The 15,878-nt window shown below is 52.2% G+C and carries 13 protein-coding genes; 3 read left to right on the forward strand and 10 right to left on the reverse strand.

Features of this window, described 5'->3' with window-relative positions; genetic code table 11:
* Window positions 1-9: 9 nt before the first annotated feature.
* Window positions 10-687, forward strand: a complete 678-nt coding sequence (locus Q4E93_RS01175; protein ID WP_303582249.1) for a GLPGLI family protein — start codon at window positions 10-12, stop codon at window positions 685-687.
* Here the strand turns inward: Q4E93_RS01175 and Q4E93_RS01180 are convergent.
* From Q4E93_RS01180 to Q4E93_RS01205, 6 genes are all read right to left on the reverse strand, one after another.
* Entirely contained in the window at window positions 650-3,058 is a 2,409-nt protein-coding gene (locus Q4E93_RS01180) for an ABC transporter permease (protein WP_303582250.1), read from the reverse strand. The genes Q4E93_RS01175 and Q4E93_RS01180 overlap by 38 nt on opposite strands.
* 134 nt (window positions 3,059-3,192) lie before the next feature.
* Entirely contained in the window at window positions 3,193-3,837 is a 645-nt protein-coding gene (locus tag Q4E93_RS01185; protein WP_303582251.1) for a hypothetical protein, read from the reverse strand.
* A gap of 31 nt (window positions 3,838-3,868) precedes the next feature.
* On the reverse strand, window positions 3,869-4,783 hold the full coding sequence (locus Q4E93_RS01190; RefSeq protein ID WP_303582252.1) for a histone deacetylase family protein: 915 nt from the start codon (window positions 4,781-4,783) through the stop codon (window positions 3,869-3,871).
* Entirely contained in the window at window positions 4,783-5,523 is a 741-nt protein-coding gene (gene pdeM, locus Q4E93_RS01195) for a ligase-associated DNA damage response endonuclease PdeM (protein WP_303582253.1), read from the reverse strand. Before pdeM ends, Q4E93_RS01190 begins: the two co-directional genes overlap by 1 nt.
* A 20-nt stretch (window positions 5,524-5,543) precedes the next feature.
* Window positions 5,544-5,996: a heme-binding domain-containing protein gene (locus Q4E93_RS01200; protein WP_303582254.1), complete on the reverse strand. Its 453-nt coding sequence runs from the start codon at window positions 5,994-5,996 to the stop codon at window positions 5,544-5,546.
* Window positions 5,997-6,019: 23 nt separating this feature from the next.
* Complete coding sequence (locus Q4E93_RS01205) at window positions 6,020-8,548, reverse strand: ligase-associated DNA damage response DEXH box helicase (protein ID WP_303582255.1); 2,529 nt, start codon at window positions 8,546-8,548, stop codon at window positions 6,020-6,022.
* Between the two features lie 151 nt (window positions 8,549-8,699).
* Between Q4E93_RS01205 and Q4E93_RS01210 the strand changes: the two genes are divergently transcribed.
* Both Q4E93_RS01210 and Q4E93_RS01215 read left to right on the forward strand, forming a co-directional pair.
* Window positions 8,700-9,422 (forward strand): hypothetical protein, encoded by a 723-nt coding sequence (locus Q4E93_RS01210; RefSeq protein ID WP_303582256.1) that lies wholly within the window; start codon window positions 8,700-8,702, stop codon window positions 9,420-9,422.
* Between the two features lie 58 nt (window positions 9,423-9,480).
* A complete protein-coding gene (locus Q4E93_RS01215) occupies window positions 9,481-10,191 on the forward strand; it encodes a hypothetical protein (RefSeq protein ID WP_303582257.1) in 711 nt (236 codons plus the stop codon).
* Between the two features lie 36 nt (window positions 10,192-10,227).
* Here Q4E93_RS01215 and Q4E93_RS01220 read toward each other — a convergent pair whose 3' ends face one another.
* Genes Q4E93_RS01220 through Q4E93_RS01235 form a run of 4 tightly spaced genes read right to left on the reverse strand, consistent with a single transcriptional unit; the run spans window position 10,228 to window position 15,871 of the window.
* A complete protein-coding gene (locus Q4E93_RS01220; RefSeq protein WP_303582258.1) occupies window positions 10,228-11,610 on the reverse strand; it encodes a c-type cytochrome in 1,383 nt (460 codons plus the stop codon).
* 13 nt (window positions 11,611-11,623) lie between these two features.
* Window positions 11,624-13,510 carry an ATP-dependent DNA ligase gene (locus tag Q4E93_RS01225; RefSeq protein ID WP_303582259.1) on the reverse strand — a complete coding sequence of 629 codons (1,887 nt, stop codon included), beginning with the start codon at window positions 13,508-13,510 and terminating at the stop codon, window positions 11,624-11,626.
* Window positions 13,507-14,601: a ligase-associated DNA damage response exonuclease gene (locus tag Q4E93_RS01230; protein ID WP_303582260.1), complete on the reverse strand. Its 1,095-nt coding sequence runs from the start codon at window positions 14,599-14,601 to the stop codon at window positions 13,507-13,509. Before Q4E93_RS01230 ends, Q4E93_RS01225 begins: the two co-directional genes overlap by 4 nt.
* A 25-nt stretch (window positions 14,602-14,626) precedes the next feature.
* Entirely contained in the window at window positions 14,627-15,871 is a 1,245-nt protein-coding gene (locus Q4E93_RS01235) for an amino acid ABC transporter substrate-binding protein (protein WP_303582261.1), read from the reverse strand.
* Window positions 15,872-15,878: the final 7 nt, after the last annotated feature.

Below are 15,878 nucleotides of genomic sequence, written 5' to 3' on the forward strand. Positions count from 1 at the left end.
ATGAATAGCATGCACAGCATCTTTTTATTAGTAACCCTATTTGTTTTACCTGGTTTTCCCCGGGATCTGATCCAGGCCGGCGCGGCTGTCCCGGACCTGACGGTCTCCTATTCCATCGGGGTCACATCGAAGAAAGGCGGCGATATGGGCCTGGCCGAAACCTATAATGGAGGCGTCGAGACCCTATTTGCAGGGAACAAGGACGCGAGATTAAGGCTTGTCTCTCTGATGCGGGTGCAAAGTATATTTTTATCCACGGGCGATGATCAGGTAAGGAAATTTACCATTGTAAAAGAATCCGGTAAGGACAAATATGTAACGCACCTTACAGAGAAAGAATGGAAGCAATACAATAAGAAATACGATGGGGTCGCCTGTAAGCTCACTGAAGATACGGCGCATATCCTGCGTCACTTGTGCAAAAAGGCAATTATTACCCTGAAGGATGGGAAAGTAATAACGGCGTGGTATACGGAAGCCATCCAGTCGCCGGTGTTCTCCAGCCTGGAGCCGGCTTTTTCCGGGGTCCCGGGGCTGGTGCTGAAATATGAATACACTTCCAGGAAGAAGACGATCAGCTATACTGCCACCGCTATCAGCCGCAACCCCATTGCCCCGGACGTATTCACCATCCCGGCAGCCGGCGCTGCTACTCGCTCCGCAGACCCTTTAAAGGATTCGCAATAGCCGTACGGATAGCCTGGTAACTAATAGTGCTTAATGTGATCACGATCGCCACCAGACCTGCTGTGCCGAACATCCACCAGCTAAGCTTTATCTGGTAGGCGAAATTCTGCAGCCATTTGTGCAGGATCCACCAGGCGATGGGCGTGGCAAGGAGAAAGGAGATGATCACCAGCCGGAAGAATTCCTTCGATTGCAACTGAACGATGTTGGGTATGCCCGCTCCCAGCACTTTGCGGATGCTGATCTCTTTCCGCCTTTGCTCGGCATTGAAGGCCGCCAGACCGAACAGGCCCAGGCAGGAAATGAAAATAGCTACCAGTGTAAAGGAGTTAATGATGCGGGACAGGTTGAGCTCTGTCTCGTATTGTTTTTGCACCATATCATCATAGAATTCATAGTCGAAGGGATAGCCGGGGACCTCCTTATGCCATATGGCTTCCAGTTGGCCTAGCAACACCTTATAATTCCTGCTGTCCGTGCCTGCAATGACATGCGTAAGATCTTCCGCATGGGGCCGGTACATTAACATAAAAGGTCTAATTTCATCGTGCAGGGATTGAAAATTGAAATCCTTCACCACACCGGCGACTTTCAGCACCTGGCTGGAATCACTCGTAAACAGGCGGACCCCCACGGCGTTTTCCGGTGTCATGCCCAGCCGGCGGGCCAGTGTTTCGTTGATGATGACCTTGTCGGAATCGTGTAAATGGAAATTCCTCCCGCTGACCAGCGAGATCTGCATCGCGTCGATAAAATGTTCGTCTGTATTGATATTACTTTGATTGACGGAAGTAGACAGATCCCCGCCTGCCAGCCAAACGCCCCAATTGTGATAGGTGGGCTGCCCGGGATAGTTATCCGTTTTGCTGACGGCATGCACTTCCGGCAAGCTTCTTATATCATTCATAAAAGCGTCGATCCTGCGTTGGGCTTCCTGTGTGGGGAAATGGAATATCAGCTGCTGGTCCTTTCCAAAACCCAGATCCTTTCCCTTGATATAATTCAGCTGGCTATAAATAACAATGATCCCCGTGATCAGGGTAATGGATATGACGAACTGGAACACTACCAGTCCCCGCCGGATGGCCGCCGCAGAAATATGATTCGTGAAATTGCCTTTGATCACTTTCACGGCATTGAAGGCGGACAGGTAAAAAGCCGGATAGCTGCCTGCTACGACGCCGGTGACTAACACGATGCCGGCCAGTGTAAGCCATATCCGGATATCCTTTAGAAAAGCCAGGGAAATGTCTGTCCGGGTGATCTGGTTCAGGTACGGCAGGAACAGCGAAAGCAAAGGAAGGGCGATTAATACGCCTGCCAGCGACAAGGTAAAGGATTCGCTTAAAAATTGAAGTACCAGGCTCCCTCTTCCGGCGCCGATGACCTTTCTTACTCCCACTTCTTTAGCCCTTCGGGATGCGCGGGCCGTGGAAAGATTCATGAAATTGATACAGGCGATGAGCTGGATCAGCCCTGCTATCAGCAATAAGAGATGCAGAAAAGCGCTGTTCACTGTCTTACTGGCGTCCACCTGGTAGCCCGATTCGGTGTGAATGTCCCCGATGGGCTGCAGATGTATCTGCTTTTGCATACCTCTTCTTTTCAGATCGTCCGCGGCATAGTGGAGTAAAAAAGCGGGTAATTTTTTTTCCAGGACTCCGGCACTGGCGCCGGGTTGGAGCTTGACATAGGAATAGGTAAAGTTATTGCCTGTCCAGGTATTGTTCTCGCGGAATTCCTCATAGGCGCCATTTAAACACATGAATATTCCCGCGTTGATATGGGATTTGCCCAGGCTTTCGTCCACTACGGCTGTCACCGTAAAGGTCTTCTTTCCCCAATCGTCATTCATCTCCAGGGTCTTGCCCACCGGGTTTTCTTTGCCGAATAATTTTTCGGCCACGGGCTGTAGCAGGACGATGGAATAGGGATGGGTGAATGCCGCGGCCGGATTGCCGTTGACGAAATGATAGGTGAACACATCGAAAAAAGTGGAATCCACCATGTACGCGTCTTTTTCGTAGAAGGTCTTATCCTTATACGTCAGCAAATGCGTCTTTACCCCCATGGTAGGGATCACCCGGGTGAACTGCCGGACTTCCGCAAAGTCCCGTTTCATGGCGGGGGCGACGGGAGGGGAACAGGTGGCCATATGGTGCCTGTCGCCGGTCAGCAGGAGATCGGAGACAACCCGGTAAATATCTTTTGCATCTTTATGGTGTTTGTCATAACTGTACTGGTCCATGACGTACAGTACGATATACAGACAGCATAGGATCCCGATGGCCAGACCGAGGATATTGACCAGGCCAAAAGTTTTATTCTTCAATAAGTGACGGAGGGAGGTCCTGATGAAATTTTTGAACATGGCAGAGAGGATGGTTTACCGGATGTCCACCAGAAAAATGCCATAAATGCAAGTGGTTGATAATCATTTAAGATAAGCACGCCTGGCGTGTGGGTGTGGCCGTTTTTGATACACGCCGGTGTCCGTTTTGCAGATCAGTGCATCCAGTAGCCAGCGCGCTTTAACGAGCGGGCGATATCCCTGGTCACCTTGCCATTGATGATGGACTTACTGTCAGCATTGGCTTTTATCTCTATTGCGGCGTGCCAGACTGGAATATAGATGCTGCTGGTGCTCATGAGAAAACAGTCATAGGTGCTGTTGAATGTCCTGCCTTTGTAGTTTCCGCCGGGAGATACCACCCGGCTACCGATAACGCCCGGTGCAGCGTACCTGAGCACATCAACGCCCGAATGCCTGCCAAGGCCTACCATCAACAGGGCATCGACGTGCAGGCTGTCAATCATTCTTCTAAAATAATCGTAGTCGTTGTTGGCGATGTCCAGTACATCGGTGGCTTTTACGATCTCTGTCGCCGTCGTGAGCTGGCCGGCCAGCAGGTCCTCCGCCTGTACCCGCGTCTCGTAGCTGTCCGTATTCAGAAAGCAGCTTTTCAAACAGATGTTATACGTTAGGGAATCAAACAAGGTGAAATCACAGCCTTCATTCACATACACGACGAGCACTTTGGAATAGGGTTTCGTCGGCGTCTTCTTTTCGATGACGTTGATGGAAGAAGTGACGCAGCCGGCAAATAAGAACAGTAGGGCTCCAACAGACAGGGGTAGCGTTTTTTTCATGTATATTAAACAAAATACACTTTTTATTTAATTACAGTCCATACAACTCTTTCGCCATCCGGAAAGTGTTGCAGTGTGCCTGCACGATCACTTTTATATCCGCCGAATATCCGCCGCCCATGGCCACCACGCAGGGGATGTTTTTTTCCAGGAGGGCGGTGAACACGATCCTGTCCCTTTCCCGGCAACCGGCAGGCGAGACCTTTAGCTTTCCGAACTGGTCGGAATCCAGAATATCCACTCCCGACAGGAAGAACACCAGTTGGGGGCGGGCGCGTTCCAGCAGGACAGGCAGGCTGGTTTTTAGCAGCCCCAGGTAGGTGTCGTCGTCTGTGCCGTCTTCCAAGGGTATATCCCAATTGGAGATCTCTTTATGAAATGGATAGTTATGCCGGCCGTGCATGCTGAAGGTGAAGACACGGGGTTCGTTGGCAAAGAGGCTTGCCGTCCCATTCCCCTGGTGTACGTCCAGGTCGATGATGAGGATGCGTTCCACTATTTTCTGATGCAGGACGTAATTGGCCGCCACGGCAAAATCATTCAACAGGCAGAAACCTTCGCCTCTGTCCGCAAAAGCATGGTGGGTGCCCCCCGCTACGTTGAGGGAAACACCATTGTCTATGGCAAATTGACAGCAGTCAATGGTGCCTTGTGTGATCACGAGCTCCCTTAGCGTCAGGGCCTGGGATTGAGGAAAGCCGATATGCCTTTGTTCTTTCGCCGACAGGGTTTGATGCAGCAGCTTATCGAGATATGCTTTCGAATGGGTGAGCAAAACGATGTCTTCCCGACAGGGGACGGGTGCAAATACGTTGTCGGCGGTGATGACCCCTTCATAGAGCAGCTGCCCGGGGATCAATTCATATTTCAGCATGGGAAACCGATGACCTTCCGGGAGAGGATGGGCATAGATGGGGTCGTAAGCTATATGTAATTTCTTAGACATTATTGGAGCTGGACGATGCTGCCGCACTTTACTTGCGGCTTGTAGCTTGCGGCTGGCAGCTTCACCTGGCCCCTGCCCCTGGGGATGTGTATGCGTTCCTCCGGCGGAGGCGGCAGGATAGCAAATACTTGGGCGCCCGGTGAAGGATCGATCGCGGCAGTGCCGGTAAACCGGCTGAAGGCGGGTAGCACGGCGAAATCCTCGCCGAAGTAAAAGCAGGGAAAACGAAGGGATTGCTTGCCCATGCCGCTGATCCAGACGCCGGGATGTATATGACCGGAAAAACAATAGGAGCTGCAGCTATCATTCTCTGTGATGTCGTGGATGAAGCCGAAGGCGCCCATTTCCACATGGGCATTATGCACCGTGATGCCCGTCTGTGTATACCAATCCTCGTGGAGGATGTCGTGATTGCCTTTGATGAGGTGAACGGCCAGGAACGAAAGGTCTTCCCGCCAGCGCCGGAAAAGCATCAGCTCCAGGTTCTCCCGGCTGTGAAAAAGATCGCCCACGATCAGCAGCTGTCGCGGTTGAAAGTATTGGATCTGGGTCAATAGTCTATGCAGGTCTTCCTTGTAGACGGAAGCCGGCACGGCAATGCCCGACTTGCGAAAATGTCCGGTCTTTCCAAAATGAAGGTCGGATAAGATAAGCGCTTTTTCTTCTTCCCAGAAAATGCAACGCTCGGGCGATAGCCACAATTGCTGGTCTTTGATACGGTGTGAATATGGAGCTTGCATAGCGTATGCAAATGTAAATACTATTGTGCAATCAACCGCTGGAGACTGTCCGCCCAATAGACCAATATGTTCTTTTTTCCCTGATCCAATGCGGCATCGATGTGGATCCAGAGATAGCTGTTGAGGGGCATACCCCCTTCTTTTATCTCTTTCGCCGTGGCTTTGAGTTTTTTCACCTGCTTTTTCACCGGGTAGGAGGCGAACTCGGAAAAGTTCAGCTCCCGTTTGCCTTCCGTTACATGGCTGTTCAGCCACCAGGCCAGGGGCTGGACCCGGTTGTACCAGGGGTAGCGGGTATTGTTGCTATGACAGTCATAGCAGCTGGTCTTTAAAATGGACAGCACAGTATCCGGCACGGAATAATGCAGGGTAATATCATTGGCGGACAGCTTGTCCGAATGGTTTTCAGCTGGCCGGATGAATTGAATGATGACCAGGAGAACGAGTAAGACCAAAAGAATTTTTTTTATCATGGGGTTTTTTTTGCGTCCTAAAGTTAACGTAATTGTGCTTGCATTTTTTTTACCCTGTCTTCCAGCTTTTCCGAAGACATATCTTCCCGCATACTGTCTACTTTCAGCGGAAAACAGAAAGGTGTCAGCTTATCTGGCCATCGAAGGACAATTTGCCCTTTCTGGATCCTTTCCAGCATATTCCGCAGACGTACTTCCTCCATCTGCTGGTCCATCACCTCATTGTAAGCCTGCCGGATCAGTAAATTGTCCGGATCATATTCAGTAAAGACGTTGAAGAGCAGCGAGGCGGATGATTGCAGATGCCTTGGTTTTGCATACTCACCAGGATATCCCTGGAAGATAAGTCCCCCGATGACGGCAATGTCCCGGAACTTCCGTCGTGCCATCTCCGCGCTGTTGACGCTGCGTTGTATGTCGGCCGTCAGGTCCACCGGACTGAACAGCTCATATACATTGGTGTCGTCGACGGGAATGGGTTGATCGCTCAGCAGCTCGAAACCATAGTCGTTCATGGCAAAGGAAAAGCTAATGGGCGTCACCCGGCTGATGCGGTAAGCCAGCAATGCGGCCATGGCTTCGTGGACCAATCTGCCTTCGAAGGGATAGACGAAAAGATGGAAGCCATCCTTGGTCTCTATCTGCTCGATAAGCAATTCGTTCTCGCGGGGCATATAAGATAGTTCCGCCTGCAGCTGGAACAGCGGCAGCAAAACTTTCAACTCGATGTCCACCTCTTCCTGCTGGCTTGCAGCTTGCAGCTTGTGGCTTGTAGCTAAGAGCTCCGCGGCCTCGTCCAGCTTTTTGCGCAACATCATTCCCAGATTGGCTGACAAAGGCATCCGGCCGCCATTCCAGCTGGGAACGATGGCTTTTTTCGCATTCGACTTGCGCACCAGCGCAGTCATATCCTTGATCATGACGAATTCAAGGTTCCTTCCCGCCAGGGTGAAAACATCTCCCGGCGAGAGCCGGGAGATAAAATATTCCTCGATGACGCCGACATATCCGCCGGTGATAAAGCGCACTTTGAGCATGGCGTCGCTGACGATGGTGCCGATGTGCAGGCGGTGCCGCATGGCGATGCGACGGCTATTGATCTTATAGACGCCATCCTCCATGATCTCTACTTTTTTGAACTCATCGTATTGGTGCAGGGCCGCCCCTCCTGCCGTAATGAAGTGTAGGATCTCACCCCATTCGTCCTCCGTCATATCGGCGTAGCAGTAGGTAGACTTCAGTTCCGTAAAAAGCGTGGCAGGATGGAAGCCTTCGGAGATCGCCAGGGTGGAGAGATATTGTATCAGCACATCGTAGCACAGCATCATAGGCTCACGGCTTTCGATAAGACCTATCTTCATGGCCGACTTCAGTGCCGCCGCCTCCATCAGTTCCAGGGAATGCGTAGGCAGAAAGAAGATCTTGCTCACCTCTCCCGGCTGATGCCCGCTGCGGCCTGCCCGCTGGAGAAACCTTGCGACCCCTTTCGGGCTGCCCACCTGGATGACCATCTCCACAGGCCGGAAGTCCACGCCCAGGTCCAGGCTGGCCGTCGTGACCACGGCCTTTAGCTTGCCTTCGTGCAGGGCTTCTTCCACCCAGTTGCGCAGGGCCATATCCACTGAGCCATGGTGCAGGGCGATGGCGCCCGCCAGGTCAGGACTGACGTCCAACAGCGATTGATACCATCTTTCGCTCATACCGCGGGTATTGATGAAGATCAACGTGGTCCGGCTCCGTTCCAGGATGGGGAGCACTTTGAGGATGAGCTTCAAACCAAGGTGGCCTGCCCAGGGATATTTCTCGATCTCGTCCGGGAGAATGGATTCCACCTGGATGTTCTTATGGATATTCGCCCGAACAATAAAAAAATCCCCGCTCGTAGCTCGCAGCTCGTAACTCGTAGCTCTAAGAGGTGCGAGGAGCACATCTCTCGCCTGCTCCAGGTTGCCGATGGTAGCGCTGATGCCGATGATGGAGCACGCCCCTTCTTTCACGCCGACGATACGGGAGACGGCCAGCTCCACCTGTACGCCCCTTTTGCTGCCCAACAGCTCGTGCCATTCGTCGACGGCGATGATCCTCAGCTGTTTGAAAACCTCATGATAGCCTTTTTGCGCCAACAGGAGATGGAGGCTCTCCGGCGTAATGATCAGCACCTCCGGCATTTTGCGTTTTTGCTTTTGCCGCTCGCTTATTTCCGTATCGCCATTGCGGATCCCTACTTTCCACTGCATGCCTAATTGACCAATCACCTCTTCCATGGCACGGCCGATGTCCCTGGCAAGGGCACGGAGAGGAGAGATCCATAACAATTGAAGCCCGTTGTTGGCCTTGGTTTTAAAATCTCCGGGATGGCGGTTGATGAAGTCGATCAGCGCGCCCAGGAATACAGAGAAGGTCTTACCACAGCCTGTAGGCGCATTGACCAATCCCGACCTGCCTGCAATGACATGCGCCCAGGTCTCTTCCTGGAAGAGAAAAGGCCTGCGATCGTCCGATGACAGCCATTTTGAAATGGTTATATATCCCTGTGTTTCCTGTAATGTCATATTTTCATCTCCTCCGTTCATCCGCATGTAATAGCTTTTAATCCCACAGCATTAATGTTGTTTTAAGACCAGTATTAATTTTCGATTGAAAATAATCCCGGGGTTGGTATTTCAATCAATCATTGTATAATTTAATAAAAAAACGACTCCTATGCGCCTCTTATCCTTAATACTCATCCTGCTGAGCTTCAGCTCCTGCGTTTCCTATCAGTATCTCACGCTCAACTCCCCGGAAATGCCAAAGAACGGTAAAAAAGATTTCTCCTGGGAGAATGACACCATGCGCCTGACCTATAATTTTCATGGCGAAGGCGGCCCCGTCACCATGACTGTTTTCAACAAAACGGACAAACCCCTGTTTGTCAACTGGAAAAAGTCAGCACTGATCCGCGGTGGGGAGGCTTTCAGTTTGCTGGATCACAACGTGCAGATCTCCGGTGGCTATACGGGCTCCTCTGCGGGCGGCAGGGTATTCCAGTCTGCATCGGGGAGCATTAATGGTTCTTTCGAACTTCCTGAAGGCATCAACCTGGTCCCTCCCGGTACCTTTATTACAAAGAGCCTGAATGCAGTCGTCGAGCCTAACCCTGTGCATAGTGATAAGTTCACGGCCAAGCCGCAACCTCCGTCAAAAATGCTGACCTCGCCCGCCGGAAAAGCTTACACCTACAGAAGCTTTTCTTTCGACCAGGCCGCCAGCCCCTTCCAATTTTCGAGCTACCTGACCTTCGCGCTGGCCAACAACACACAGGAATTTTACGTCAGTCATTCCTTTTATGTCCAGGAGGTGATATTGTCCTCCGAGATACCCGAATCCTTTGGCTTATATAAGCCGGAAGGCGATCAGCTGTTCGTGAAGGTCAGCACACAATAGTTGCTATAACGTCTTCAGGCATCCGATGACAATCAATTTATAATTTTAAAAAAAACCTATGCGCTTCTTAACTTCAACCCTGATCCTGCCAGCCTTCCTGCTGGCCTTTAGTTCCTGTCGCACTTACCAGTATTTCACCCTCGACTCCCCCGAAGTTCCGAAAAATAGTAAAGGAGATCTCTCCTGGGAGAACGATACGCTCCGATTGGAGTATGGTTATGCCGGCGAGGGGGGACCTGTCTGGATGTCCATCCACAACAAGACGGACAAACCATTGTACATCAATTGGAAAAAATCCGCCTTTATTAAAGGAGCCTTTGCCAACAGTTTATTCAACCCCAATACCCAGTTCTCGGCTTCTTTCGTTGGTTCAAGAGGCTACATCAATTCTTCCGGTAGCCTGGCCGGCTCTTTTCAACTACCTGAGGGTGTGGATTTCATACCCCCGGGAATCGCCATCGCCAGGCGTCTGAGCCAGACCGTTCAGGCCTCTTCTGTTGATATCAGCAAGATCGACGGGAAACCCCGGTTGCAAAAGCAGAAACGCCAGAACGGAGCAACCCATGAACAAGCGGATTATGCTTTCGACAAGGCTGCTTCCCCTCTGCAATTCAAGCTTTATCTGACCTTTGTTCTGGGTAACAGCAGTGCCGAAGAATTTGCGATCAGTCATTCCTTTTACGCCCGGGGACTCACGTTGACTTCCGAAAAGCCCTGGGCTTTTAGTCCCTATATGTCATCGAGGGGGGACGAGTTTTTTGTAAAGTAGGTACTTCAACACAAATACGCCGGCAGTTGTCGCCTGTCATAAGGTCTTCAGGTATTCGATGACGGCCCTGCGTTCCCTATCGGTGAGCTTGTCACCGAAGGTATGGCCATAATTTCCATATCCGTGAAGCGTCGTGTTATAAACTGCCGTGCCCCTGGGTGCCGCTTCCCGGGTATATTTCCAGCCCACCTGCTCATAATCGTATTGAGGGTTGGAAAAGTCCCTTGACCAGTATGCGGGCCTGGTCTTGCTGTCCAGCAGCGCTTCCAGCGTCGGGACAGACCCATTGTGCAGGTAGGGCGCGGTAACCCAGATGCCATCCAGGGGAGGTGCGATATAGCCGTTGAAAGGTTCCAGCCTGGCCGGATGATCGCCCATGGCAAACCAGCTTTTGTTAAACCAGTCGATGAATTGCGGACTCTGGTAATTGCTCTTATAAAGAAAGGAATCCGTTTTTACCGTGGATTCCGGTATCAGCAGGTTGGGGTAGTCGCCGTCCTGTCCATAATGTCCATGACATTTGGAACAGTTTTCCACGAAGACGATGCCGCCCTGCTTTGCCAATGACTGATTGATGGGATGGGGATATTTGGGCGGCTCCAGTGAATAGATGTAGGCAAGCACGTCATTGAAATGGCTGTCTACTTCGCGGGCTTCCGAGCTGTCGCTCACAGTCAGCAGATTGGACGCCATGAGGAACCTTCCGAAATCTCCCCGGCCAAAGCCGTTGTAGAACATGGCGTGCTTCTTTTTCAGCAGCCACCAGGGCGGTGTATCCGTGGGAATGAGCCCTGCAGCTACCTCGATAACAGGGGTGTCGCTCCATTGTAAAGTTGCCGGATCCCGATGCGCTACCAGAAGGTCCGCAATTCTGTCCGCCGAGTTAACGCCTCTCACTTCCGTGTAGAGCTGACTACCCAGGACCTTCATGGATTGCAGGAAGGGAGCGGCTGCCGCATATTTTTTGGGATCGCCTTTTTTAAGAATGGCTTCCGCCATGGACGCATTCCTTGCATTCAGCTTTTGATGATCCGTAAAGTCGATCATGGTATTACCCATTCCGATATACAGCTTGTCTTCAAACACCTGTGCATGACATTGCAGGCAGTTGGGCGCTACCACTGTCTCTCCGTTGGCGGCCTTCACTGCCGTATATTCCTGGCTGATGAGGTGATTGGGGCTATCCCTTTTCAGGAGGTTGCTGAGGCTCTTTCCGAACCCCAGCAGGAAGTAATTATAAGGGATCCCGCTCTTGATGTAGTCTCCTGTTGTAAGGTATTGGTATCCTTTATCTTTTTGTCCCACCCGCTGCGGGCTGGCGGGAATGGCCACCGGCTCTTCTTTGCGATGCCCGCGAAAGACAGTGGAAAAGGCCAGACAGGTGCATCCTAACAGGGTCAACACGAACAACTTCTTCATAAAGTAAATTTACTCATTTCCCATGCAGTTCCAGCATCTTCTTCAGGTCTTCCAAAGTGTTAATTTCTTCCGGCTTTTTGTCCTTTCGCCAGCGATTGATACGGGGGAATCTTAATGCCACCCCGGACTTATGCCGGCCGGAGGCGGCGATGCCCTCAAAAGCTATTTCGAATACCAGTTCCGGACGGACGGTACGCACCGGGCCGAACTTTTCCAGGGAGTTGCGTTTTACGAATGCATCTACCTCTCCCAGCTCCTTGTCGGTGAGGCCGGAATAAGCTTTTGTGAAGGTGACCAGCTTGTCGCCGTCCTTTACGGCGAAAGTGTAGTCTGTATACAGATTGCTTCTGCGACCATGGCCTTTCTGGGCGTAGACCATGACGGCGTCGATGACCAGGGGATCGATCTTCCATTTCCACCAGTCTCCCCGCTTGCGGCCCACCTGGTAAGGCGAGCCTTTTTTCTTGAGCATGACCCCTTCGCTGCCTTTGTCTCTCGCCTGCAGTCTTTGAGCGGCCAGCTCCTCCCAGGTATCATAGGATATGATGGGCGAGAGGTGCAATAAGGGTTGGTTGATAGCGCTTACGATCTTTTCCAGTTGCGTTCTTCTTTCTATTAGCGGTCGTTCCCGCCAGTCGACCCCTTCGTATTCCAGCAGGTCATAGGCGATGAAGCCCACCGGCGCTTCGGTCAGCTGCTTTTTTGTCACATTCTTTCGGCCTATGCGGGTCTGCAAGGCGGCAAACGGCAATACCTTAAAACCGCCCCCGCTCTTTTGTTGATCTCCCTCGCTTGTAGCTTGTAGCTTGGAGCTTGGAGCTTCGCTCGCGGCTCGCAGCTCATCGCTCACAGCTTCAGATCCCTCGCTCGCGGCTCGTAGCTCATCGCTCGCGGCTCGCAGCTCCCCACTCACGGCTCGCAGCTCACGGCTCACAGCTATCCCAATGATCTCCCCGTCCAGCACCGTTCCTTCCGGCAAGCCATGAGAGAAGGCCTGGTATTCCGGTAGCCTATCCGTGATCAGTTCCTCCCCGCGGCTCCATACGAACAGCTGTCCGCCACGTTTGATCAGTTCGCCCCGTATGCCGTCCCATTTCCATTCGGCCTGCCATTCTTCGGGATTGCCCAGTGCGGCAGGCTCATCTTCCAGCGCATAGGCCAGGTAAAAGGGATAGGGGCGCGAAATATCGCTGCCGGTGCCTTCTTCGCTGAGCAGGCTGTCAAAGGAAATAGTGGAAGGGTCCCAGTTACCGCTGATCCGGTGTGCGATTACAGCAGCGGACGTTGCCGTCGTTTTCGCCAGTGCGTTGACGATCATCTTTTGGGAAACGCCGATCCGGAAGCCGCCCGTGATCAGCTTGTTGAAGACGAAGCGTTCGTCCCTGTTCATATGGGCCCAGCATTGGACGATAAAATCTTTTTTTATGATCTCTTCTTCTTTGCCGATCTCCGTCAGCCTTGCAAGGTAGTAGGCCAGGCTGCCGTCCCCTTTTGCGGCGCTGCGTTGCCCGATCTCGTTCATCCTGTCCTCTTCTGTTCGTTCTATAGTGGTGAGGGATTTCCACACCGGGTCCCCCTGGTCGGGCAACAGCAGGGCGATGGTCTCAGCCAGGTCGCCCACCGTGTGATAGCTTTCTTCATACAGCCAGGAGGGCAGACTAGTGATCTCCAGGCTCCAGACTGCCAGCTGAGTGGCGTTGACAGTTCGTTTGGGCCTCCGTCCGCTGAACAGGGCGACGACCCAGACTTTGTCTTTGTCGATGGATGCTTTGAAGTACTGGGTGAGGGCTTCCAGCTTATCGTTGGTTTTGGTGCTGGTGCCCAGCAATACGACCAGCTCGGCAAACAAGCCCATGCCGCTGCTGCTTTCAGTAGCTATATAGTTGTCGATACCCGTCATTCTTCCCTGCTGTTTACCGGCGGCTCATTCTGCACCTGTTTTTCCTGTCCGGTGCCATTATCTTTTCCGTTCAGCGCCCCTTCCTCCTCCGCCAGGGCCGGTGCTCCCTCTTCATCCTCCCCATATTCTGTTTTGACCTCTGCCGCCCAGATCCCCTTTTCGTTGAGGAATCGACTCAGTGCGGCCTGGAAGCCGTGGGTGACAAATACTTTTTCGGCCTTGGTGGCTTTTATCGCGGATAGGAGGCCTTTCCAATCCGCATGATCGCTGAGGGCGTAGCCTGCATCCGCATTTCTCCGCCGGACATTTCCACGCACCTGCATCCATCCGCTGCATACGCCCACTTCGAAAGGCTGGAATCTTTTGATCCAGGGGGACTCGTCAGCCCCGGATGGAGCGATGACAACGCTGCTTGAAAAGGTTTCTTTAGGCGCGTCCAGGTGCACGCGCTGGACAGGCGGCAGCACGATGCCAGCGTCGACCAGCGTCTGATGGACATTCCAGACGGCGCCATGCAGGAAGATCCTGTCGCTGACCTCGGACAGGCAGGGAAGGATCCTTTGGGCTTTACCCAGGCTGTAGGCTATCAGCACGGAGGTTTTGCCCGCGGCCTGGTTCTTCTTTACCCAGCTTTGAATGGAGGCAAAGATCTCCTTTTGGGGCTTCCAGTTATAGATGGGCAGGCCGAAAGTCGATTCGGTTATAAAGGTATGGCAGGCAACAGGCTCGAAGGCGCCGCTGATACCGTCATTTTCCGTTTTGTAGTCGCCGCTGACGACCCAGACCTCGCCCTGGTATTCGACGCGGACCTGCGAAGAGCCAATGATATGGCCTGCCGGGTGCAGGCTGACTTTGACGCCATTGATGGTGATGGTTTCGCCCCATTCCAGGGACTGGTAAGGGTATTCGCCCAGGCGGAGCCTCAGCAAAGGCAAAGTGAGGTGGTGACAGAGATAGTATTTGCTGCCTGCCCTGGCGTGGTCACTATGGGCATGAGTGATGATGGCTTTGTCTACGGGCCGCCATGGGTCAATGTAGAAGGCGCCCTGCGGGCAATAAAGGCCTCGGTCTGTGAATTCGATGAGCGGCATGGTGGTGATTATGCAAATAATACGCCTAATACACGCCCGTCACCGCCCCATCCACCTTCTTAATAAAATACAGCTTCTTATTCTCGAAATAATCCAGCGTCATATTCTGCCTGTTAAGGAATACAGGCTGTATATCAAAATCAGTAAAGATCTTGAACTTCTTCTCTCCCAGGCTGCCACTGAGGCTTTTCCCCGTATGCAGCAGCTGCCGGGAAAAACGATAGGTCGTCTCATATCCCCGGAACACCATGTCGGTGGGACGGGAATAGAATTTCAGCTTGTAGTATTGCTGAATGTTCCTCACCAGGGCATCAGTCTGATTGATATAGAAAGGCGTGGAATAAACGATCTCCTCCCCGTTGAATTCAGGGTGGGAAAAATCGATATTGTCCCAGGTAGGCATGCCGATCACCAGTGAAGTGTACGTTTTATTCACGGAGGCCAGTCCCTGGCAAAGCATCCTGGCAAAATTTTCATCGAGGCTGCCGGCTACACAAATAGTCTGGGTAGAGCTGTCAAGGTGGGGCGTCAGCGCAGTGACGTCGAAGACATCGTCCAACGTAACGTATTTGATCTTCAGGGGCACGGAATTCGTCGTCTTACCAATTTCGTCGAAATAGTTCTTCAGCCGATCTTCCTGGGTGCCCTTTTTCCGGAACAGGATAATGGGTTTAGTAGGATAGTTGCGTTGGATGAACCGGTAGATGCCTTCACAATGCGTCTTTAAAGTACTATTCAGGATGACGAACTCCGGGTTGTTCGTGATCCCTCCGTCATTGGGGAAATTCACATTGATGAAAGGGACATTCATTTGTGCCGCTGCCGCAGCCAGCTGTTGTAATTCCCCTGTTCCAACATGCCCGATGATCAGCTCTGTCCGTTGAAATTCCGGGCTTTGCAGCACCTGTGCAATGTTCTTCTGGCTGGACCGGGTGTCATAGATATGTACCTCCAGCTTTGCGTTTTCCTTGACAAGCGAGTCCAGTGCCAGCTGTGCTCCTTCATAGAATTCCAATCCCGGGTTGATGAACTTGGGGAAGTTCTTGTCATAGCGGTAGTTGTTCGATGCGTCAAAAGCAGAATCCAGGTACAAAGGAAGGAAGATGGCCACCTTATGGCGATTGATGCCGCTGTCGCTGCGATGCTGCAGCGTATCGCCGGTCCGGCGGGTCGAGTCGGTCACCTGCGCCCGGACAACGGAGGTAGTGGCCAGCAGAATGCATAAAAGATAATATCTGGAAGTAGCTTTCATCTGATGATTGTCGAACATTGAATCC

Source organism: Flavitalea plasmicola (genome assembly GCF_030546645.1).
Taxonomy (GTDB): Bacteria; Bacteroidota; Bacteroidia; order Chitinophagales; family Chitinophagaceae; genus Puia.